This window comes from Planococcus massiliensis, from assembly GCF_000821325.1.
Taxonomy (GTDB): Bacteria; Bacillota; Bacilli; order Bacillales_A; family Planococcaceae; genus Planococcus; species Planococcus ruber.
Window position 1 is genome coordinate 1,784,439 of record NZ_CCXS01000001.1, and the last position, 17,103, is coordinate 1,801,541.

At 45.9% G+C, this 17,103-nt stretch carries 21 protein-coding genes; 7 read left to right on the plus strand and 14 right to left on the minus strand.

The annotated features are described in order from the left end of the window. Positions 1 to 166: 166 nt before the first annotated feature. From parC to BN1080_RS08755, 3 genes are all read right to left on the minus strand, one after another. Complete coding sequence (parC, locus tag BN1080_RS08745) at positions 167 to 2,599, minus strand: DNA topoisomerase IV subunit A (RefSeq protein WP_052651687.1); 2,433 nt, start codon at positions 2,597 to 2,599, stop codon at positions 167 to 169. Beyond that, the gene (parE, locus tag BN1080_RS08750; RefSeq protein ID WP_052651688.1) at positions 2,596 to 4,566 is read right to left on the minus strand and encodes a DNA topoisomerase IV subunit B; all 1,971 of its coding nucleotides are present in this window, start codon (positions 4,564 to 4,566) and stop codon (positions 2,596 to 2,598) included. Before parE ends, parC begins: the two co-directional genes overlap by 4 nt. A gap of 120 nt (positions 4,567 to 4,686) precedes the next feature. Then, positions 4,687 to 5,094, minus strand: coding sequence for a CoA-binding protein (locus tag BN1080_RS08755; protein ID WP_052651689.1), 408 nt, complete (start codon positions 5,092 to 5,094; stop codon positions 4,687 to 4,689). A gap of 204 nt (positions 5,095 to 5,298) precedes the next feature. Between BN1080_RS08755 and plsY the strand changes: the two genes are divergently transcribed. Further along, positions 5,299 to 5,892 carry a glycerol-3-phosphate 1-O-acyltransferase PlsY gene (gene plsY / locus BN1080_RS08760; RefSeq protein ID WP_052651690.1) on the plus strand — a complete coding sequence of 198 codons (594 nt, stop codon included), beginning with the start codon at positions 5,299 to 5,301 and terminating at the stop codon, positions 5,890 to 5,892. Positions 5,893 to 5,917: 25 nt separating this feature from the next. Further along, on the plus strand, positions 5,918 to 6,217 hold the full coding sequence (locus BN1080_RS08765; RefSeq protein WP_052654504.1) for a HesB/YadR/YfhF family protein: 300 nt from the start codon (positions 5,918 to 5,920) through the stop codon (positions 6,215 to 6,217). Between the two features lie 6 nt (positions 6,218 to 6,223). On the opposite strand, the gene BN1080_RS08770 is transcribed toward BN1080_RS08765, so the two are convergent. From BN1080_RS08770 to BN1080_RS08785, 4 genes are all read right to left on the minus strand, one after another. After that, positions 6,224 to 6,532 (minus strand): hypothetical protein, encoded by a 309-nt coding sequence (locus tag BN1080_RS08770; RefSeq protein WP_052651691.1) that lies wholly within the window; start codon positions 6,530 to 6,532, stop codon positions 6,224 to 6,226. Continuing rightward, on the minus strand, positions 6,516 to 6,956 hold the full coding sequence (locus BN1080_RS08775) for an acyl-CoA thioesterase (RefSeq protein WP_052651692.1): 441 nt from the start codon (positions 6,954 to 6,956) through the stop codon (positions 6,516 to 6,518). Before BN1080_RS08775 ends, BN1080_RS08770 begins: the two co-directional genes overlap by 17 nt. Positions 6,957 to 7,058: 102 nt before the next feature. Continuing rightward, entirely contained in the window at positions 7,059 to 9,770 is a 2,712-nt protein-coding gene (gene acnA / locus BN1080_RS08780) for an aconitate hydratase AcnA (protein WP_052651693.1), read from the minus strand. 130 nt (positions 9,771 to 9,900) lie between these two features. Next, positions 9,901 to 10,404: a DinB family protein gene (locus BN1080_RS08785; RefSeq protein ID WP_052651694.1), complete on the minus strand. Its 504-nt coding sequence runs from the start codon at positions 10,402 to 10,404 to the stop codon at positions 9,901 to 9,903. Positions 10,405 to 10,621: 217 nt separating this feature from the next. Between BN1080_RS08785 and BN1080_RS08790 the strand changes: the two genes are divergently transcribed. From BN1080_RS08790 to BN1080_RS08800, 3 genes are all read left to right on the plus strand, one after another. After that, positions 10,622 to 11,476, plus strand: a complete 855-nt coding sequence (locus BN1080_RS08790) for a site-specific integrase (RefSeq protein ID WP_052651695.1) — start codon at positions 10,622 to 10,624, stop codon at positions 11,474 to 11,476. A gap of 282 nt (positions 11,477 to 11,758) precedes the next feature. After that, entirely contained in the window at positions 11,759 to 12,301 is a 543-nt protein-coding gene (locus BN1080_RS08795; protein ID WP_052651696.1) for a cysteine hydrolase family protein, read from the plus strand. Between the two features lie 89 nt (positions 12,302 to 12,390). After that, entirely contained in the window at positions 12,391 to 12,651 is a 261-nt protein-coding gene (locus BN1080_RS08800) for a GlsB/YeaQ/YmgE family stress response membrane protein (RefSeq protein ID WP_052651697.1), read from the plus strand. Between the two features lie 40 nt (positions 12,652 to 12,691). Here BN1080_RS08800 and BN1080_RS08805 read toward each other — a convergent pair whose 3' ends face one another. Next, on the minus strand, positions 12,692 to 13,339 hold the full coding sequence (locus BN1080_RS08805) for a lytic transglycosylase domain-containing protein (protein WP_052651698.1): 648 nt from the start codon (positions 13,337 to 13,339) through the stop codon (positions 12,692 to 12,694). Positions 13,340 to 13,487: 148 nt separating this feature from the next. Between BN1080_RS08805 and mscL the strand changes: the two genes are divergently transcribed. Continuing rightward, complete coding sequence (gene mscL, locus BN1080_RS08810; RefSeq protein WP_052651699.1) at positions 13,488 to 13,877, plus strand: large conductance mechanosensitive channel protein MscL; 390 nt, start codon at positions 13,488 to 13,490, stop codon at positions 13,875 to 13,877. A gap of 12 nt (positions 13,878 to 13,889) precedes the next feature. Here mscL and BN1080_RS08815 read toward each other — a convergent pair whose 3' ends face one another. The 4 genes from BN1080_RS08815 to BN1080_RS08825 all read right to left on the minus strand — a co-directional run bounded on the left by BN1080_RS08815 (position 13,890) and on the right by BN1080_RS08825 (position 15,189). Continuing rightward, the gene (locus BN1080_RS08815) at positions 13,890 to 14,414 is read right to left on the minus strand and encodes an SCO family protein (RefSeq protein ID WP_052654506.1); all 525 of its coding nucleotides are present in this window, start codon (positions 14,412 to 14,414) and stop codon (positions 13,890 to 13,892) included. A 127-nt stretch (positions 14,415 to 14,541) separates the two neighbouring features. After that, positions 14,542 to 14,670, minus strand: coding sequence for a YvrJ family protein (locus tag BN1080_RS17005; protein WP_110925612.1), 129 nt, complete (start codon positions 14,668 to 14,670; stop codon positions 14,542 to 14,544). A 60-nt stretch (positions 14,671 to 14,730) separates the two neighbouring features. Next, positions 14,731 to 14,946 carry a DUF2922 domain-containing protein gene (locus tag BN1080_RS08820; protein ID WP_052651700.1) on the minus strand — a complete coding sequence of 72 codons (216 nt, stop codon included), beginning with the start codon at positions 14,944 to 14,946 and terminating at the stop codon, positions 14,731 to 14,733. A gap of 24 nt (positions 14,947 to 14,970) precedes the next feature. After that, entirely contained in the window at positions 14,971 to 15,189 is a 219-nt protein-coding gene (locus tag BN1080_RS08825) for a DUF1659 domain-containing protein (protein WP_052651701.1), read from the minus strand. A 121-nt stretch (positions 15,190 to 15,310) separates the two neighbouring features. Here BN1080_RS08825 and BN1080_RS08830 point away from each other — a divergent pair, with 121 nt between their 5' ends. Further along, a complete protein-coding gene (locus BN1080_RS08830; protein WP_052651702.1) occupies positions 15,311 to 15,769 on the plus strand; it encodes a DUF2621 domain-containing protein in 459 nt (152 codons plus the stop codon). A gap of 14 nt (positions 15,770 to 15,783) precedes the next feature. On the opposite strand, the gene BN1080_RS08835 is transcribed toward BN1080_RS08830, so the two are convergent. Beyond that, positions 15,784 to 16,284, minus strand: a complete 501-nt coding sequence (locus tag BN1080_RS08835) for a CcdC family protein (protein ID WP_052651703.1) — start codon at positions 16,282 to 16,284, stop codon at positions 15,784 to 15,786. A 94-nt stretch (positions 16,285 to 16,378) separates the two neighbouring features. After that, a complete protein-coding gene (locus BN1080_RS08840; RefSeq protein WP_052651704.1) occupies positions 16,379 to 17,089 on the minus strand; it encodes a cytochrome c biogenesis CcdA family protein in 711 nt (236 codons plus the stop codon). Positions 17,090 to 17,103 lie beyond the last annotated feature (14 nt).

Consider the following 17,103-nt stretch of genomic DNA (forward strand, 5'->3'; position numbering starts at 1 on the left):
ATTTATTTATTTAATAAATAAGTATACGCTTATACAGATGGTTTCGAATACATTTAAATTAGTATACATAATAAATATATTAATAATATAAGCGGTTGCTTATGTGTAAACTACACTTCTCTCCATACCCAAAAAAGCACTGCCCAAGGACAGTGCTTTTTAAAGGCTATTCTTCTGTTTTCGTTTCTATCCGATATGCGACAATGACTTTTCCATCCGACCCCTCATCCAATATGAACGATCCGTTCGAATAGCGGTCAACCGTCTTCAAGTTATTGGCCGCCAAATTCGTGCGTATGCCTTTAGCTGTTTCAAGAAGCACTTCTTCCTTCCCGGCAGCGGCTATAACAGCAACTACTCGATGAGGGTTCGATTTCAACTCGCGCAGCATGACCACACCACGCTTCGCCCGACTCCCTACTTCGAATTCCTGGAGCTTCATTTTTTTCGCAGCTCCACGGTGTGTTACCAAAATCAAATCCTGTTTCTCATCCGGATTGATTAGGATGGCAGATACCACTTCGTCGCCGTCTTTTAAATTGACGCCTTTAACGCCGGCTGTACGAAGCCCTGTAACCGGAATTTCTTCAATTGGGAATCGCACGCCATATGCTTGGTTTGTTCCGATGAAAAGTTCGGTTTCTTTTTTCATCACCCCGGCAAAAATCATAGCATCGTCTTTTTTCAAATTCATCGTTTTGATTGCACGGGAATAGCGCTGCACATGATAGTCCTTCAATGCAGAGCGTTTGACCAACCCGTTTTTCGAGACGGTCAAGATATAAGCGTCGTCTTCGAAATTCTCAAACGGATATGCTGCAAGAATCGATTCATTCGGCTCCAACTGCACAATGCTTGATAAATGCTGGCCTAAGTCTTTCCATTTAATATCCGGCAATTCATTCACCGGCTGGTAGACAAAATTGCCGGCCGTTGTAAACAGCAAAATGGTGTTTTGCGTATTCAGATTGCCTTCAAACAGCAGATGGTCCGTCTCTTTCATCGCAAAATCCTGGCCGTTGGATGCAGCGTGCGAGCGGGTGCTTGTCCGTTTCACGTATCCTTCTTTTGTTACGGTGACTACCACCTCTTCACTCGGAATCATCACTTCTCGGGTAATCGTGATTTCCTGGATTTTCTCTTCAATGGAAGAGCGGCGCGGCTCTGCAAATTGCTTGCGGACATTCGCCAATTCTTTCTTGATGACATTCTTCAGTTTCGTCGCGCTTGTCAAAATTCCCGTCAATTCCGCAATCAGCTTTTTCAAGCTCTCCGCTTCCGCTTTCAATTCCGTGATATCGGTGTTCGTCAAGCGGTATAGCTGCAAGGAAACGATGGCTTCTGCCTGGGCTTCCGAAAACGCGTAGGAAGCGATTAAATTATTTTTCGCATCGCGTTTGTCTTTCGAAGCGCGGATCGTTTTGATGACTTTATCCAGAATAGATAGCGCTTTGATCAATCCTTCGACAATATGCATGCGGTCATTGGCTTTTTGCAGATCAAATTCCGAGCGTTTCGTCACGATCTCTTTTTGGTGGTCAATATATGCATCGAGCATCGTCGGCAGCGTCATCATCGTTGGACGGCGGTTGTAAATCGCCACCATATTGAAGTTATAGCTGACTTGCAAATCGGTATTTTTGTAGAGATAATTCAAAATGCCGTTCGCATCCACGTCTTTTTTCAATTCGATGACAATGCGCAGCCCACTTCTATCCGATTCGTCGCGAACTTCAGAGATCCCTTCCAATTTGCGGTCGAAGCGGTGGTCGTCGATTTTTTTGATCATCGAAGCTTTATTGACTTCGAATGGAATTTCGGTGATGACGATCTGCTCTTTTCCGCCTTTTAGCGGTTCAATAGCGGCTCTTGAGCGGACAATGATTTTTCCTTTACCGGTTTCATAAGCCTTTTTAATGCCGTCCACTCCTTGGATAATTCCCCCTGTCGGGAAATCCGGTCCATGCATGACGGTCATCAACTCGTCAACGGTCGCTTTCGGATTGTCCATGCGCATCAATACAGCATCCAATACTTCGTGCAAGGCATGGGGCGGAATATCGGTCGCATAACCGGCCGAAATACCGGTCGAGCCGTTGACTAATAGATTCGGGAAGCGCGACGGCAAGACGGTTGGCTCCATATCCGAATCATCGAAGTTCGGAATGAATTCAACGGTCCGTTTATCAATATCGCGCAGCAATTCCGAGGAAATCGCAGATAGCCGCGCTTCCGTATAACGCATGGCTGCCGGTGAATCGCCGTCCATCGACCCGTTGTTTCCGTGCATTTCTACGAGCATGTGGCGGATTTTCCAGTCCTGGCTCAAACGCACCATGGCTTCGTAGACAGAACTGTCTCCGTGCGGGTGATAATTGCCGATAACATTCCCGACGGTTTTCGCCGATTTGCGGAATGCCTTGTCGTTTGTATTGCCTTCTTTGTACATCGCGTAAAGGATCCGCCGCTGTACTGGCTTTAAGCCGTCCCGGGCATCGGGCAGTGCGCGGTCCTGGATGATGTATTTACTATAGCGCCCAAACCGATCGCCGATGACTTCTTCTAATGGCAGATCTTGGTAACGTTCGGTTTGTGTCATACAAGTTCCTCCTCAGCATGAATCAAATCATTTTCTAGAATATTGGCGTCTTCCTCCATGCCGAAGTCGACGTTGCTTTCAATCCATTTTCTTCTTGGTTCTACTTTATCGCCCATTAAGGTCGTAATTCTGCGTTCAGCGCGTGCGCCGTCTTCAATCGTCACGCGGATCAAAGTCCGCGTCTCCGGATTCATCGTCGTTTCCCATAGTTGGTCCGCGTTCATCTCGCCAAGTCCTTTATAGCGCTGCAGCATATAGCCTTTGCCGACTTTTTTAGTGGAAGCTTCCAGATCCGCTTCCGTCCATGCATAGTCGACCACTTCTTTCTTGCCGGCGCCTTTTGATACTTTATAGAGCGGAGGCAAGGCAATAAAGACTTTTCCGGCTTCAATCAATGGTTTCATGTAGCGGTAGAAGAACGTCAACAGCAGCACTTGAATATGCGCGCCGTCTGTATCCGCATCGGTCATGATGATGACTTTGTTGTAGGCGATGTCGTCAATGGAGAAATCCGCTGATACGCCTCCGCCAATGGCGTGGATGATCGTCGAAATTTCCTCGTTTTTCATGATTTCTTCGAGTTTCGCTTTTTCGGTGTTGACGACTTTTCCGCGGAGCGGCAAGATCGCCTGGAAGGTCCGGTCGCGGCCTTGCTTCGCGGAGCCGCCGGCAGAATCCCCCTCGACTAAGTAGAGTTCGTTTTTCGCCGCGTTGCGGGACTGAGCCGGCGTCAATTTACCGGACAATAATGCATCCGATTTTTTGCGTTTTTTGCCGTTGCGGGCATCTTCCCGTGCTTTTCTTGCCGCTAAGCGGGCCTGGGAAGCACGGATGGCTTTTCGTACAAGCGATGCACTCAGCTCCGCATTTTCCTCAAGGAAATACATCAATTTCTGCGATACGACAGCATCGACGACGCTGCGGGCTTCGCTCGTGCCGAGCTTGCTTTTCGTCTGCCCTTCAAACTGCAGCAGCGCTTCCGGAATGCGGACCGATACAATCGCCGCTAATCCTTCGCGGATGTCTGAGCCTTCCAAGTTCTTGTCTTTGTCTTTCAGCAAATTGATTTTCCGTGCGTAGTCATTGAAGACACGCGTCATAGCCGCTTTTGCACCGGTTTCGTGCGTGCCGCCGTCACGAGTGCGGACGTTGTTGACGAAGGACAGAATCGTTTCCGAATAGCCGTCGTTGAACTGGAAAGCGAATTCGACTTCCATCTCTTCCTGCTGGCCTTCGATATAAGCGACCGGATGCAAAACATCTTTTTCTTCGTTCAAATAGCCGACAAACGCTTCAATTCCTGTTTCAAAGAAAAACGTATCGTGGGCATCCGTGCGTTTGTCCGTTAACTCGATTTTTAAGCCTTTTAATAAAAACGCAGATTCGCGCAAGCGCTCGCATAAGGTTTCATAATTGTATTTGGTTGACGAGAAAATGGTGTCGTCCGGCAGGAAATGGATCAAGGTGCCGGTTTCTTTAGTCGAACCGATTTCTTCGAGCGTCGTTACCGGCTTTCCGCCGTTTTCAAAGCGCTGGCGGTATTTTTTGCCGTCGCGGTGAATCGTCACTTCGAGGAATTTGGACAATGCGTTGACGACCGAAGCCCCCACGCCGTGGAGTCCGCCACTCGTTTTATAGCCGCCTTGTCCGAACTTTCCTCCGGCGTGCAAAACGGTCAAAATCACTTCCGGCGTCGGTTTTCCGCTTCGGTGCATTCCTGTGGGCATGCCCCGGCCGTAATCCCGTACGCTTAAACTATTGTCTTCGTGGATGGTCACATCTATTTTTTCACCAAATCCGGCCAATGCTTCATCGACCGAGTTGTCGACGATTTCATAGACCAGATGGTGCAAACCTCTTGCATCGGTTGAACCGATATACATACCCGGGCGTTTTCTAACGGCATCTAGGCCTTCGAGTACTTGAATTGCTTCTTCGTTGTATGCTGTATTTTGAATTTTGGCCATTGCTTTCCCTCCATCAAACATCTGTTCGTACATTTCACTCTTTTAATCGTATCGATAACGGTGCTATCTGTCAATAATCACAGAAAAAGAGAGCTTTGCGCCCTCTTCCCCTTGGTGATCTTATTTAAGGATGGCATGTTCCACTTTGATGCACCGGTCCATGATGACCGTGTAGCCTTTTTCGGTCAAGTCATTGAAGACTTCTTCATCGACAACGTTCAACTGCGTCCAGAACACGGGGCAATCGATCCTTTTGAAATCTTCCGCAAGATCCGGCAAAAATTCACTGCGTCTGAAAACGTTGACGATGTCGACCGGCTCCGGCAGATCCAGCAAAGAGGCGTAGCTCTTTTCCCCTAAGACTTCATCGGCTGCCGGGTTGACCGGAATGATCCGGTATCCCGCTTTTTGCATCGCTTCGGAAACCATATAGGACGTCCGGTTCACGTTCGGGCTCAGCCCCACGACTGCAATGGTTTTTGCAGTATCCAAAACTTTTTTGATTTCTTCACGGCTTGGATTGTTCATGCAATTCACCTATCCTTTTTCCGTTTTTCTTTGCGTTAACAGTATCATGCGAAGCCGATGATTTCACTCATCAACCGCTGTGTTTCTCTATTGTATCATATTCGACAGCAATCAGCATTTGCAATCCGGCACTCGATATTGTCGGATGAATGCGCTTCATGTTAAACTTGAACTATAAATATCAGCTGTTTAAAGGAGTTAAACATGGACATCTTGCTTCCAGTCATACTAGCCTATTTGCTCGGCTCGATCCCGTCTGCCTTATGGATTGGGAAAATTTTTTATAAAACGGACATCCGGACAAAGGGAAGCGGCAATTTGGGCGCGACCAATACGTTCCGCACCCTTGGCATCAAAGCAGGCATTGTGGTGACGATTCTCGATATTTTAAAAGGAACGGCAGCCACCCTCATTCCGCTTTATATGGACACCAACATCCATCCGCTGGTATTTGGGGTCATTGCGGTCATTGGGCATATGTTCCCGATTTTCGCGAAATTCAAAGGCGGCAAAGCAGTTGCGACGTCCGGCGGCATTTTGCTCGGCTACCAATGGCCTTTGTTCATCGTGGCGGTCGTTGCTCTGCTGATTGCTTTGAAAATCACTAAAATGGTATCGCTGTCATCGATCATCCTTGCGGTCGTTGCGGTCATCTATACGTTGATCTATGCACTGAACACAGGGGATTATCCATTCTTGATTGTCATCATCATCCTCGCATCATTTATCATTTTCCGGCACCGTGCGAATATCGCGCGCATCAAAGCCGGCACGGAACCGAAGGTCAAATGGCTGTAGCTGAATGAAAGGGCGTGCACATTACGTGGAAATCAAAATCACTGAAGATGCATTTACATGGTTCCATAACGAAATGGAAGTTGAATCCGGCGACACCGTGCGATTTTTCGTCCGCTACGGAGGCGCAGGAAATCTGCAGCCCGGCTTCTCGCTCGGCGTCACAAAAGACGAGCCGGACGAGGCGGCTGTGAAAATCGAACAGGACCAAGTGACCTACTATATCGAAGAACGGGACATTTGGTATTTTGACGGCCACGACTTAGTCGTCTCGGTTAATGACGACCTGCACGAACTGGATTATTCATACGAAAAAGAAAAAGCGTGAGGCTCCTCACGCTTTTTCTTTTTTGAATTTATTCAATTGATCGAGCATGCCTTCGGCTTCCATGATGCTGACCTGGTGTTCCCCAAAAAGGTCAAAATGCGGATAGTTGCCGCGCAGGTCCATCCATTCCGGGTTCAGCCCGTATTGGCGGCCCCATTTTTCGAGTTTTTCCAGATTGCTGCAGCCGACTTTTGTGACGGTCGACGAACCCGGGAAACGCTCATCGATCCAATAATGGGTCAGAAAAGCGATTTTTTCTTCCTTCACGTCCTGCTTCCAGCGATTCAATTCGTCCCGCTTAATTCCGAACGCCATCGGGTGACTTCCTTTTGATTTCTTCGTATTTCGCATGCCATTCCGGATAGATTTTCTGGATCGATACGGGGCGGAAAGTGTCTTTTTTCACAACGACATGCTCGGACGTCGCTTTCGCAGCAAGCGTACCGTCTGCGTGGAGCACTTCGTAGCCGTATGTTGTGCGCAAACGGCCGTGATCTTCCACCCACGTCCGCACGATGGCTTTTTGACCGTAGCGAAGCGCGGCTTTGTATTGGATTGAAATGTCCGTAACCGGCGACAGGTAGCCATCTTCTTCCATTCCAGCATATGTAAACCCTAAGTCTTCGATCAATTTCGTCCGGCCGATTTCCAGCCAGATGATGTAATTGGCGTGGTAGACGACGCCCATTTGATCGGTTTCCGCATAGCGGATTTCAATTTCTTTTTCACTAATGTGCATTTCCTTTTCACCTCTGTCTGTAAGTATACAAAAAATCCCGTTAGAAATAAAAAATAAGCTGCCGAGAATTTTCTCGGCAGCTTATTGGCGATTACGCTTTTCTTAAGCTTCTACTAATTTTCTGCGCAGTACCATTTGAAGGATCCCACCATGGCGGTAGTAATCCACTTCAACTTCAGAGTCGAAGCGCACTAATGCGTCGAATTCTGTTACTGTGCCGTCTTCAGCAGTTGCAGTGACTTTCAAGATGTCGCGTGGTTTCACGTCATCCGTCAAGTTAACGGAGATGCTTTCGCGTCCAGTCAACCCTAGTGAATCAGCGTTTTGTCCATTCACGAATTGCAATGGAAGAACACCCATCATCACAAGGTTTGAACGGTGGATACGCTCATAGCTTTCTGCGATAACTGTTTTGATGCCAAGTAAGAATGTCCCTTTCGCAGCCCAGTCACGTGAAGAGCCCATGCCATAGTCTTTGCCCGTAAGCACGGCTAGGCCGGTTCCTTGTTCCTGGTATTTCATCGCTGCGTCATAGATCGGCATGATTTCACCCGTTGGCCAGTAAGTCGTGAAGCCGCCAGTTGTTCCTGGAGCCACTTGGTTACGGATACGGATGTTCGCGAATGTTCCGCGCATCATGACTTCATGGTTTCCTCGGCGTGAGCCGTAAGAGTTGAAGTTGCGTGGTTCTACGCCGTTTTCGCGCAAGTATTTCCCTGCTGGTGTATCTTTGCCGATTGCTCCAGCTGGTGAAATGTGGTCAGTCGTGATCGAGTCAGCGAATTTCGCCACTACACGGAGATCCGTAAGTGTTTGGATTGGCTGAGGCTCTCTTGAAAGGCCTTGGAAGAATGGCGGGTTTTGAATATAAGTCGAATTCTCATCAAAGTTGTAAAGAGAATCGTCATTTGTTTCAATCGCATTCCATGTTTCGTTCTCGTCGAAGACGCGCGCGTATTCTTTACGGAACAATTCAGGCGTTACTGTGCTCTTCACGACTTCGTTTACTTCTTCTGTCGTTGGCCAAATATCGCTCAAGAACACATCGTTGCCTTGTTGGTCTTGTCCGATTGGGTCGTTTTGAAGATCGATATCCACAGTACCAGCTAATGCATAAGCAACAACTAACGGCGGTGAAGCCAAGTAGTTTGCTTTTACAAGCGGATGGATGCGCCCTTCAAAGTTACGGTTACCGGAAAGAACAGAAGTTACCAACAAGTCGCTGTCGAGAATCGCTTCTTCGATTTCAGGAAGCATCGGGCCAGAGTTCCCGATACATGTTGTACAGCCGTATCCGACCAAGTTGAAGCGGATTTGCTCAAGGTAATCCAAAAGACCAGCTTGCTGCAAGTAGCCCGTTACAACTTTTGAACCAGGTGCCAATGACGTTTTCACGTATGCTGGCGGCATTAAGCCTTTTTCAACCGCTTTTTTCGCAACAAGTCCAGCGCCAAGCATAACGTATGGGTTAGAAGTGTTCGTACAAGATGTGATGGCAGCGATGCCGATTGCGCCTGTCTTCATTTGGGCTGTAGAGCCGTCTTTGAAGTTGACAGTAGCAGTCTTGTTGATTTCTTCTTCGCCAAGTGCAAAACCGTGCGGGCCTTCAGGTCCAGTAACCGCTTTGTTGAATTCCGTTTTCATTTGAGAAAGAGGAATCAAATCCTGCGGGCGTTTTGGTCCAGAAAGGTTCGGCTCGACTGTTGAAAGGTCAAGTTCAATTGTATCGGTGTAAATCGGATCTTTATCTGCATCGAAGAACATGTCGTTCGCCTGCAAATAAGCTTTCACTGTCGCGATGTGGTCTTCTTCGCGGCCAGTCAAGCGCATGTAGTCAAGCGCTTCTTCATCAACTGGGAAGAATCCGCAGGTAGCGCCGTATTCCGGTGCCATGTTCGCAATTGTTGAACGGTCTGCAAGCGGCAATGTCGTAACACCCGGACCGTAGAATTCCACAAATTTCCCAACTACGCCTTTTTGGCGAAGCACTTGTGTAATTTTAAGCGCCAAATCCGTAGCTGTTGCGCCGTTTGGCAAGGCATTTGTCAATTTCACTCCGATTACTTCAGGAATCGGGAAGAATGAAGGTTGTCCAAGCATTCCAGCTTCCGCTTCGATACCGCCGACGCCCCATCCAAGAACACCAAGACCGTTGATCATGGTTGTATGGGAATCCGTTCCGACTAATGTATCCGGATAAGCTTCGAATGTACCGTCTTCGTTCGCAATCGCATGGACGACGTTCGCTAAGTACTCAAGGTTAACTTGGTGAACGATCCCTGTCTCCGGCGGAACTGCACGGTAGTTGTCGTAAGCTTTTTGAGCCCAGCTAAGGAACTGGTAGCGCTCTGCGTTGCGTTCGAATTCCAATTTCGTGTTGATTTTCAATGCTTCGTTAGTGCCGTAGCTGTCTACTTGCACCGAGTGGTCAACCACTAGATCAACCGGTACGTCTGGATTGATTTTGTTAGGATCTCCACCCATTTCAGCCATAGCTGAACGAAGCGCTGCCAAATCGACTACTACTGGAACTCCTGTGAAATCCTGTAGAATAACGCGGGAAGGTTTGAACGGAACTTCAGCTTCCTTGTTAGCGTTCTTGCCCCATTTTGCAAGTTCTTCTACATGCTCGTCTTTGATGACGTATCCGTCGTGCTGACGCAGGACAGACTCTAAAAGGACTTTAATTGAATAAGGAAGTCGTGATACTTTCGCGATTCCTGCTTCTTCTAATGCAGCTAAACGATAGTAGTTGTACGTTTTGCCATTTAGCTCAAAAGAAGTACGGCTGTTATGCAAACTGCTTTTTGCCATGATCATGTTCCTCCTTTAAATCTTCTGAAAAGGCTCTTGTTAGCGTCTTTTCTCCTCTTCTATCATAACGAATCCAGAAGCATAAGTAAATTACATTAAAATTATAGAATGTGATAAGTTTTTCCAATTACTAATTCGTACTACCCTGAAGTTTTTCCAATGTCTTTTCCAACTGCTTCAGATGGCGCTTTTCATGCAGGCCCACAAACGGAAACCATTGAATCAGAGGCACTTTCCCGAAAACAGGATGCGGCAATGATTTTGCTTCTAGCGCATCTTCCGGCGCGTCTCTATAGACTTGGTCGAGCAATGCTGTGGACGCCTCCAACCGTTTCTTCATCTCTTCAAGAGAGACGAAGCCATTTGTTGGAACCACATATTTCGGGGCAGCCACTTTAATCAATCGGCTAACGGTCAATTGAATCGGTTTCTTCCGCACTTTTTCGCTTTCGCTTTTCGCCAGCTCTTTGCGGATATTTTGGGCGACCACCGATTCCATCAGCTGTAGATGATCGAGGATTTGCATGGGAGACCACTCTTCCGGCGAAGGTTTCGTATTTAACACTTCGTCGGGAATCCCTTCGACCGCGCGTAAGACGGCTGTCCGCACTTTTGCATTTTCTTCTTTGTACATTCGAATGCCTCCAATTTTTTGCTCATAAGCCATATGCCTTCTTGTATGCCATACCCCATTTCCACCAAATAAAAGCATTTTGACCTGTAAGATCGAAAATGACAGGAATTCCTTCAAAAAACCGCGTGAATACTGGATTTCAAAGGGGAAAGTGCGTTCTATTCCATCCAATGAATGGTATAATTAAAGGAAAGAATGAGAAGAGGGGTGTGACGAAATGCCTTATGGCTATGAAAAATATCGTTTGAAAAATGGCATCAGCCCGAATACGGTTGTCCATGAAGTGCAACTGATTCGAGCGCTCTTCGCCTTTTTGCGCAATACGTATAAAAAGCCGGTGGAACCGCACGAGATCCGGCCAGTTGATATTCAAAAATTTCTTCAGCAACAGCACGAAACGGGCATAAAAGACAGCACGCTGAACCGCAAGCTGATCTACATCCGCCTCTGGTTTGATTACATGTGGCAGATCGGCAAAATTCCAGTGGACTTCATGCCCAAATTCAAATTTGCTGAAAAGCTGGATTTGACGCCGGCTGATATCCATGTCAATTACGCTGAACTGCTCGAGAAAAAGGATTCTGTGCTGGAATCCAGCCAATTGTCGTTGAATGCCAAACTCCTTTTTATCTTATATATGAGAGGATTGCGCTTGCGTGATATGACTACGATTGAAGTGGATGATTTTGAAGATGCCGATGGCGGCCTTTTGCTGCCGCTTGAGAAAAAAGACGGCTATGTGTGCCAGCTTAGATTTTCCGGCACAGAAATTCCGGTTTTGATGGAAGGCATCGAGCGAGCGGTTTTCCGCAATACGCCCTACCTCCTTTCTTCAAAAGTGAAAGACGGCTATTCCATGTTCAAGATGGGCTCTCTATCAGATTATACGGAAGCCTTAACTGACTTTCTAGGCGTGCCGATCCGCTCTGGAGACCTTCGTTTCGCTTATGTCCATTATCTTTATACGGTGGAACATAAGAATTTGGAAGAAATCCAGGAAATTATGGGAGTTTCATTGGACTCCGCTTCACGCATGCTCACAGAGTCCCTGACTCGACTAAAACAAGATTAAACCGAAAAAGCGCCTGTCCCATTGCCGGGACAGGCGCTTTTAGGATTAAATGAAGAATTCGAAATCGATGACGAAATTCAGAATGACTAATGTATGAAGCGCCACAAACAACAAGGCTTGGCGATTCAGCTTCTGCGTGTTTTCATATACCATATTTCTCATCTCCTTATCTCCTTTTAAGGAGTATACTGAATTATGATTTTATTTGCAAAAGATTTTTTCTACTTTTCTTTAAATTGTTTTTATGATTAGATGAATCCATAATGGATGGGAGGAATTGGGATGAAAAAAGCATTATTGGTTGTGGATTACACAGTGGATTTTGTCGCAGACCATGGGGCGTTGACGGTTGGAAAGCCGGGACAAGCTATTGAATCGAAAATTTGCGCGTTGACAGAGGAATTTGTAAAAAATGGTGATTTCGTTGTTATGCCGGTCGATTTGCATGAACACGAAAATGAACTGCATCCGGAGTCGAAATTGTTTCCGCCGCATAATATTCGCGGAACAGCTGGGCGAGATCTTTACGGTCGCCTTGCAGAAGTTTATGAGCAGCATAAAGAAGAAATTGTTTGGATGGATAAAACGCGGTATAGTGCTTTTGCCGGCACCAACCTGGAAATCATGCTGCGAGAGCGAAATATCACAGAAGTTCATATTGTCGGGGTCTGCACGGACATTTGTGTGCTCCACACTGCAGTGGATGCTTACAATAAAAACTTCGCGATCAAAGTCTATGAAGAAGCGGTTGCGAGCTTTGACGAAGAAGGCCATCGCTGGGCATTACGGCATTTCAAAAACACCCTTGGCGCTGAAATCCTATAAAATTTACTTGTACATGTTTCAAACGTCCTGAATAAGGTTATATATTCAGTGTAGCAATTATTCATAACCTTAAAAGGAGCTGGAACGAAATGGGATTTATATTATTTTTGATCATGGGTGGTATCATCGGATGGCTTGCGGGTCTAATCCTTGGTAAAGACATTCCTGGAGGCATTATCGGGAACATTATTGCAGGGATTATCGGCGCATGGCTTGGTAGCTTGCTGCTTGGAGACTGGGGTCCAGAAATCTGGGGCGTATTCATTATCCCGGCATTGATTGGTGCTTTAGTCCTTGTCTTCGTATTGAGCTTGATCTTAGGCTCAATGAGAAAAGGCCGCAGAGCATAACCACAGGCATAAAAAAAACGGGGCATCTGCCCCGTTTTTTTTATGGTGTTTTAAATTGCTCTTCATACAAATGATAGTAATGCAGAATGTCATTTACATAAGTCTCACTGTGATTGTATTGGAAAATCGCGGTTTCCAAATCGCCGTCCGCCGCTCCATATTTTGATAAGAAGTTGGCTGCGCTATATAAAGCATCGGTTAAATCATAGGGATCTGCCACGCCGTCGCCGTTCCCATCGACTCCGTATCCGCCGTATTCTTTAATGACAGCGGGATCGGTTTTCTCTTCCTCCGAAATTTCCCCTTCCCCTTTTCCTGAACAGGTTGGGTGCTGCCAACCGACGAATGTACAGGGCATAAATTGCAAATGCCCCTCAGCGCCAACTGGCGATAACATTGGATCCATCGTTGAAAATTTGGTTTCAATGCGATGGTGCGCAGCAAGCAAGGTCCACGGAATGCCGTACGTTTCGGCCGCTTCTTTGTACAACGGGATGTTTTCTTTTGGGACTTCCAGTTCAAATAATTGCTGGGGTGTTTCTTTAATCGTATGAACAATATCTTCCGGGTTAAACACATAAAAAACCACAATCGCAAGTGTGGTCATCACGAGCAATACCGGCACCAGGAAGATCAAAAACCAGATCCGAATCCGTGCTGCCAGGCTTTTCTTTTTCTTTTTCTTCATTTCCCCACACCTATCACATATTTCCCCTAGTTTACCATAAAGTTTTTTATTTTTCTTTTGGAAAATAAAAACAGCCTGTCATTTTCCATTAATTGTGCCTAGCCAAAGGATGCCATTTCGGTATACTTAAAGAAAGGTGGTGATAAACATGTGGGAAGATTTCAAGAAATTTGCCTTAAAAGGTAATGTCTTGGATTTAGCTGTAGCGGTTGTCATCGGGGCAGCTTTTGGCAAGATCGTGTCTTCTCTTGTTGAAGACATCATTATGCCGCTTGTTGGGATCTTAATCGGCGGTTTCAGTGTCGAAGATTTGACTTACTCTTTAAATGGGGTAAATGTTCGATACGGCGCTTTTGCTCAATCGGTCATCGATTTTTTCATCATTGCATTCTCTATATTCTTAGTGATTCGATTGTTTACGAAGTTTAAGCGCAAAAAAGATGTGCCGGCAGAGGAAGAACCCGAAGTGCTGGACAAAAAAGAAGAGCTGCTTATGGAAATCCGCGATTTGCTGAGCAAAGAAAAAACCGGTCTCTAGGGACCGGTTTTTTCATTCGATTAAATTTTCCAAGTCTTTGACGATGTCATCCACCGGCACTTGTTCGAAACCATCGTAATTATGGGCGACCTTGCCTTCCTGGTCAACGAGATAAAAGGAAGTTCCGTGTACGACCTGATTGCTGTTCGGATCATCTTTGACAAAAGCTTTAAAATTTTCTTTCGCAAAATCCGCAATCTCCTGCTGGCTGTAGCCAGTCAACAAATTCCATTTGGAGTCATCCGGCACGGAGAAGTTGGCGAGGTATTCCGCCAGTTTCTCAGGCGTATCCTCTCTCGGATCCACACTGAAAGCAATAATTTTGTAGTCTTCGATGCCTTTTTTGATCAGTTCTTCTTGAATTCCTGCCATATTGAACGTCATAGGCGGACAAACCGTTTCACAATTTGTAAAAACAAATGTTGCAAGCCATGGCGTGCCTTTTAAACTTTCCAATGACACCGTTTCGCCTCGCTGGTTTGTATGCGAGAAATCGTCAATCGGCTGATCCCCGCATGCTGAAAGCAATAAGACCATAGCGAAAAGCACGAGCGTTTTAAAACCTTTCAATTGCCTGCCCCCATTCTTCTGCTCTATCCATCTTATCGAATGGGATCGCTGAATTCAATATTTCGGGGCTTTCCTTTATCACAATTCTGTGAAGTCAGGATGTCTTTAAGGTGATGAGCGCGTCATGTATTGCGACCAGCTTCGCTTCCACCCGGTGCATCAAATAAAATGACACAAAGATCGGAAATCCAACTTCCTGAATTAAACGCATCCATTCATCCATCGTTTTTTCACCTCGTTCCTATATTAAAAAGCTCTCCTATTTAAGGAGAGCCCTTGCTGCTTATAATGGATAATCGGTGACATTCCGTTCTACGAGCCGGGCTGCCTTCGCTTTTGCAAAAGCGGAGCCTTCCACTTCAAAGATATTTTGCGTAATGATCGTCTGCATGCCTGCGTTTAATTCTTGCGGCGAGATATCTTCACGCGGTTCTTCAACTGACAGCGTCACATCTTTTCCAGCTGCTGTTTCAAAAATCAATTCCAGTGTTTTGGCCATTTCCTATTCCCCCTATGGTTTGGATTACGCGAAGATGTTCAAGCCGGATTGTTTCTCAACAAGCATCATCGGTTTTGTGCCGAAGTCTGCCAATACGACTGCCACTTCATAAATCTGTGTAGCTCCTGCTGCTTCTGTAACATTGTGGTACGCTTTTACTTTTTTCTTTGGTTTGCCTTTGCTGTCTAAGCCAAGGTCAAATGTGCAGCGGATGCTTGCACTTTTAAATTCGCTGACTGCCATGTCGATCACCTCCTTTCATTCGCTATATAGACACAAATGAAAAAAGAAGATACCTTTTTAATGAATTTTTTAAAAAACCCTTCTATAATAGGAACAGGTATGAATAAATGAGGTGAACAACATGGCACTTGAAGGTTGGTTTTTATGGTTTATCTTATTCTGGGGCGCTGTTTTAATTGGCAGTTTTGCCATAGGCGGATATTTCATGTTCCGCAAGTTTCTTAAATCGATGCCAAAAGAAGATGGGCTTTCAGAGTTAAACTGGGAAGAATATTATGTCGATAAAACCATCCATTTATGGGGCACTGAAGAAAAAGCAATGTTGAATGAATTGGTCCAGCCTGTTCCAGATCTTTTCCGTCCTGTAGCCAAGCAGAAAATTGCCGGCCGGATCGGACAGATTCTACTAGAGGAAAATGTGAAATCAATGAAACTTGAACATATCATTCGAGGCTATATTTTAGCTACGCCAAAGAGGGACCATAAATTCCTCCGCAAAAAACTGGCTGAAATGCAGATCGATGTGAGCCCTTATGAAGTCTATTTCAATCAGGAAAATCAAAAGGCCGTATCCCAATAAAAAAGCGCAGCCCCTTAATTCGGGACTGCGCTTTTTATTTTATTCGTCATTTTCCGATATTGCAGATACATAGCCAAGCGCCAAGGCACGATCATACTGAACGCCAGGATAAAGAACATGCCCCCAAGTTCGCCTACGTCAATGCTTGCACTCAATACCACTTTGGCAACGACGCGAATCAATAATAAACCAAATAAAATGAACATAAAGGCTTTAGACTGTTTCAAGTAAATATCGCCGTCGCGCACTTCAAATTTCGACGTCCAAATCAGGACCGTCGAAAATAGTATGCCCACTAAACAGGCTTCCAGGATTTGCATCGGATGCACCCGGAAAAATGGGAAGATGAACATCAATGCGCCGGTCGACATAAATAATGGCGGTAAAACGATCTTTTTGACAGAAGCCGGCTTTTTCGCCGATTTGCTGCGGACAAACATCGCCAGGACCCCCATGCCGAGCGCGCCGACAGTCGTCACAATCAGCATTATTTCAGGGGAGATCATATCAAACATCAAACCCCACCTTGTTTCCTCGTTTTAATTGTAATTTGTTTTTCATACTTACACCCGCTTAATCAGCTTTTACTGATGATAATCATACCATCATTTAAAACCCTTGGAAATCTCCAAAAAGTGGACCTAAAATCCGGATAATGTAGGTCATGCCGTCGAAGAAAAGAAGAATGCCGACTGCAATCATGACATAACCGCCGATTTTCATGATTTTATTGCTGTTTCTGCGCAGCCATCCGGTTTGTGCGACGAAGAACGACAACACAAAGAACGGAATCGCAAATCCAAGAATATACGCAATCATATACCAGATCCCTGAACCAGGATTTGTTGCCGCCAGCGCATAAATTGCTGCTGTAATCGGTCCCGTACAAGGCGTCCATCCGGCTGCAAAGGCAATGCCGATGATAAATGTTCCCAGAAAACCGGATGGCCGGTTTTTAAATGAGAACTTCCGGTCTTGCATGAGGAATTTTGGCGTAAAGACGCCGACGATCATCAGTCCGAAAATCACAATAAAGATGGCACCCAATTGGCGGATCAAATCATCGTAGCGCAAGAACCATTCGTAGAAGAACGATGTGCTGAATCCAAGCGCAATAAAAATAGTTGAAAATCCTAAAAGGAAAAACAAAGTATGGTACATCCCGCGCCGCTGCATTACCTTTTTGTCATTTTTAATCTCATCGATCGTCATCCCGGTTATATAAGATAAAAATGCTGGATACAGCGGCAGCGTACACGGCGAGATAAAGCTAAGAAATCCTGCTCCAAACGCCAAAAACAAGTTTATATCAGCAGCCACTATCGGTCACTCCT

Excerpts from the sequence above, each read along its gene's own strand:
- parC (WP_052651687.1), bottom strand. The coding sequence starts at position 2,599 with ATGACACAAACCGAACGTTACCAAGATCTGCCATTAGAAGAAGTCATC.
- BN1080_RS08785 (WP_052651694.1), bottom strand. The coding sequence starts at position 10,404 with ATGTACAAAGAAGAAAATGCAAAAGTGCGGACAGCCGTCTTACGCGCG.
- BN1080_RS08800 (WP_052651697.1), top strand. The coding sequence starts at position 12,391 with ATGGGATTTATATTATTTTTGATCATGGGTGGTATCATCGGATGGCTT.
- acnA (WP_052651693.1), bottom strand. The coding sequence starts at position 9,770 with ATGGCAAAAAGCAGTTTGCATAACAGCCGTACTTCTTTTGAGCTAAAT.
- BN1080_RS08795 (WP_052651696.1), top strand. The coding sequence starts at position 11,759 with ATGAAAAAAGCATTATTGGTTGTGGATTACACAGTGGATTTTGTCGCA.
- BN1080_RS08775 (WP_052651692.1), bottom strand. The coding sequence starts at position 6,956 with ATGCACATTAGTGAAAAAGAAATTGAAATCCGCTATGCGGAAACCGAT.
- BN1080_RS08805 (WP_052651698.1), bottom strand. The coding sequence starts at position 13,339 with ATGAAGAAAAAGAAAAAGAAAAGCCTGGCAGCACGGATTCGGATCTGG.
- parE (WP_052651688.1), bottom strand. The coding sequence starts at position 4,566 with ATGGCCAAAATTCAAAATACAGCATACAACGAAGAAGCAATTCAAGTA.
- BN1080_RS08820 (WP_052651700.1), bottom strand. The coding sequence starts at position 14,946 with ATGGCCAAAACACTGGAATTGATTTTTGAAACAGCAGCTGGAAAAGAT.
- BN1080_RS08770 (WP_052651691.1), bottom strand. The coding sequence starts at position 6,532 with ATGGCGTTCGGAATTAAGCGGGACGAATTGAATCGCTGGAAGCAGGAC.
- BN1080_RS08755 (WP_052651689.1), bottom strand. The coding sequence starts at position 5,094 with ATGAACAATCCAAGCCGTGAAGAAATCAAAAAAGTTTTGGATACTGCA.
- BN1080_RS08830 (WP_052651702.1), top strand. The coding sequence starts at position 15,311 with ATGGCACTTGAAGGTTGGTTTTTATGGTTTATCTTATTCTGGGGCGCT.
- BN1080_RS08815 (WP_052654506.1), bottom strand. The coding sequence starts at position 14,414 with ATGGTCTTATTGCTTTCAGCATGCGGGGATCAGCCGATTGACGATTTC.
- mscL (WP_052651699.1), top strand. The coding sequence starts at position 13,488 with ATGTGGGAAGATTTCAAGAAATTTGCCTTAAAAGGTAATGTCTTGGAT.
- BN1080_RS08835 (WP_052651703.1), bottom strand. The coding sequence starts at position 16,284 with ATGTTTGATATGATCTCCCCTGAAATAATGCTGATTGTGACGACTGTC.
- BN1080_RS08790 (WP_052651695.1), top strand. The coding sequence starts at position 10,622 with ATGCCTTATGGCTATGAAAAATATCGTTTGAAAAATGGCATCAGCCCG.
- plsY (WP_052651690.1), top strand. The coding sequence starts at position 5,299 with ATGGACATCTTGCTTCCAGTCATACTAGCCTATTTGCTCGGCTCGATC.
- BN1080_RS17005 (WP_110925612.1), bottom strand. The coding sequence starts at position 14,670 with ATGGATGAATGGATGCGTTTAATTCAGGAAGTTGGATTTCCGATCTTT.
- BN1080_RS08825 (WP_052651701.1), bottom strand. The coding sequence starts at position 15,189 with ATGGCAGTCAGCGAATTTAAAAGTGCAAGCATCCGCTGCACATTTGAC.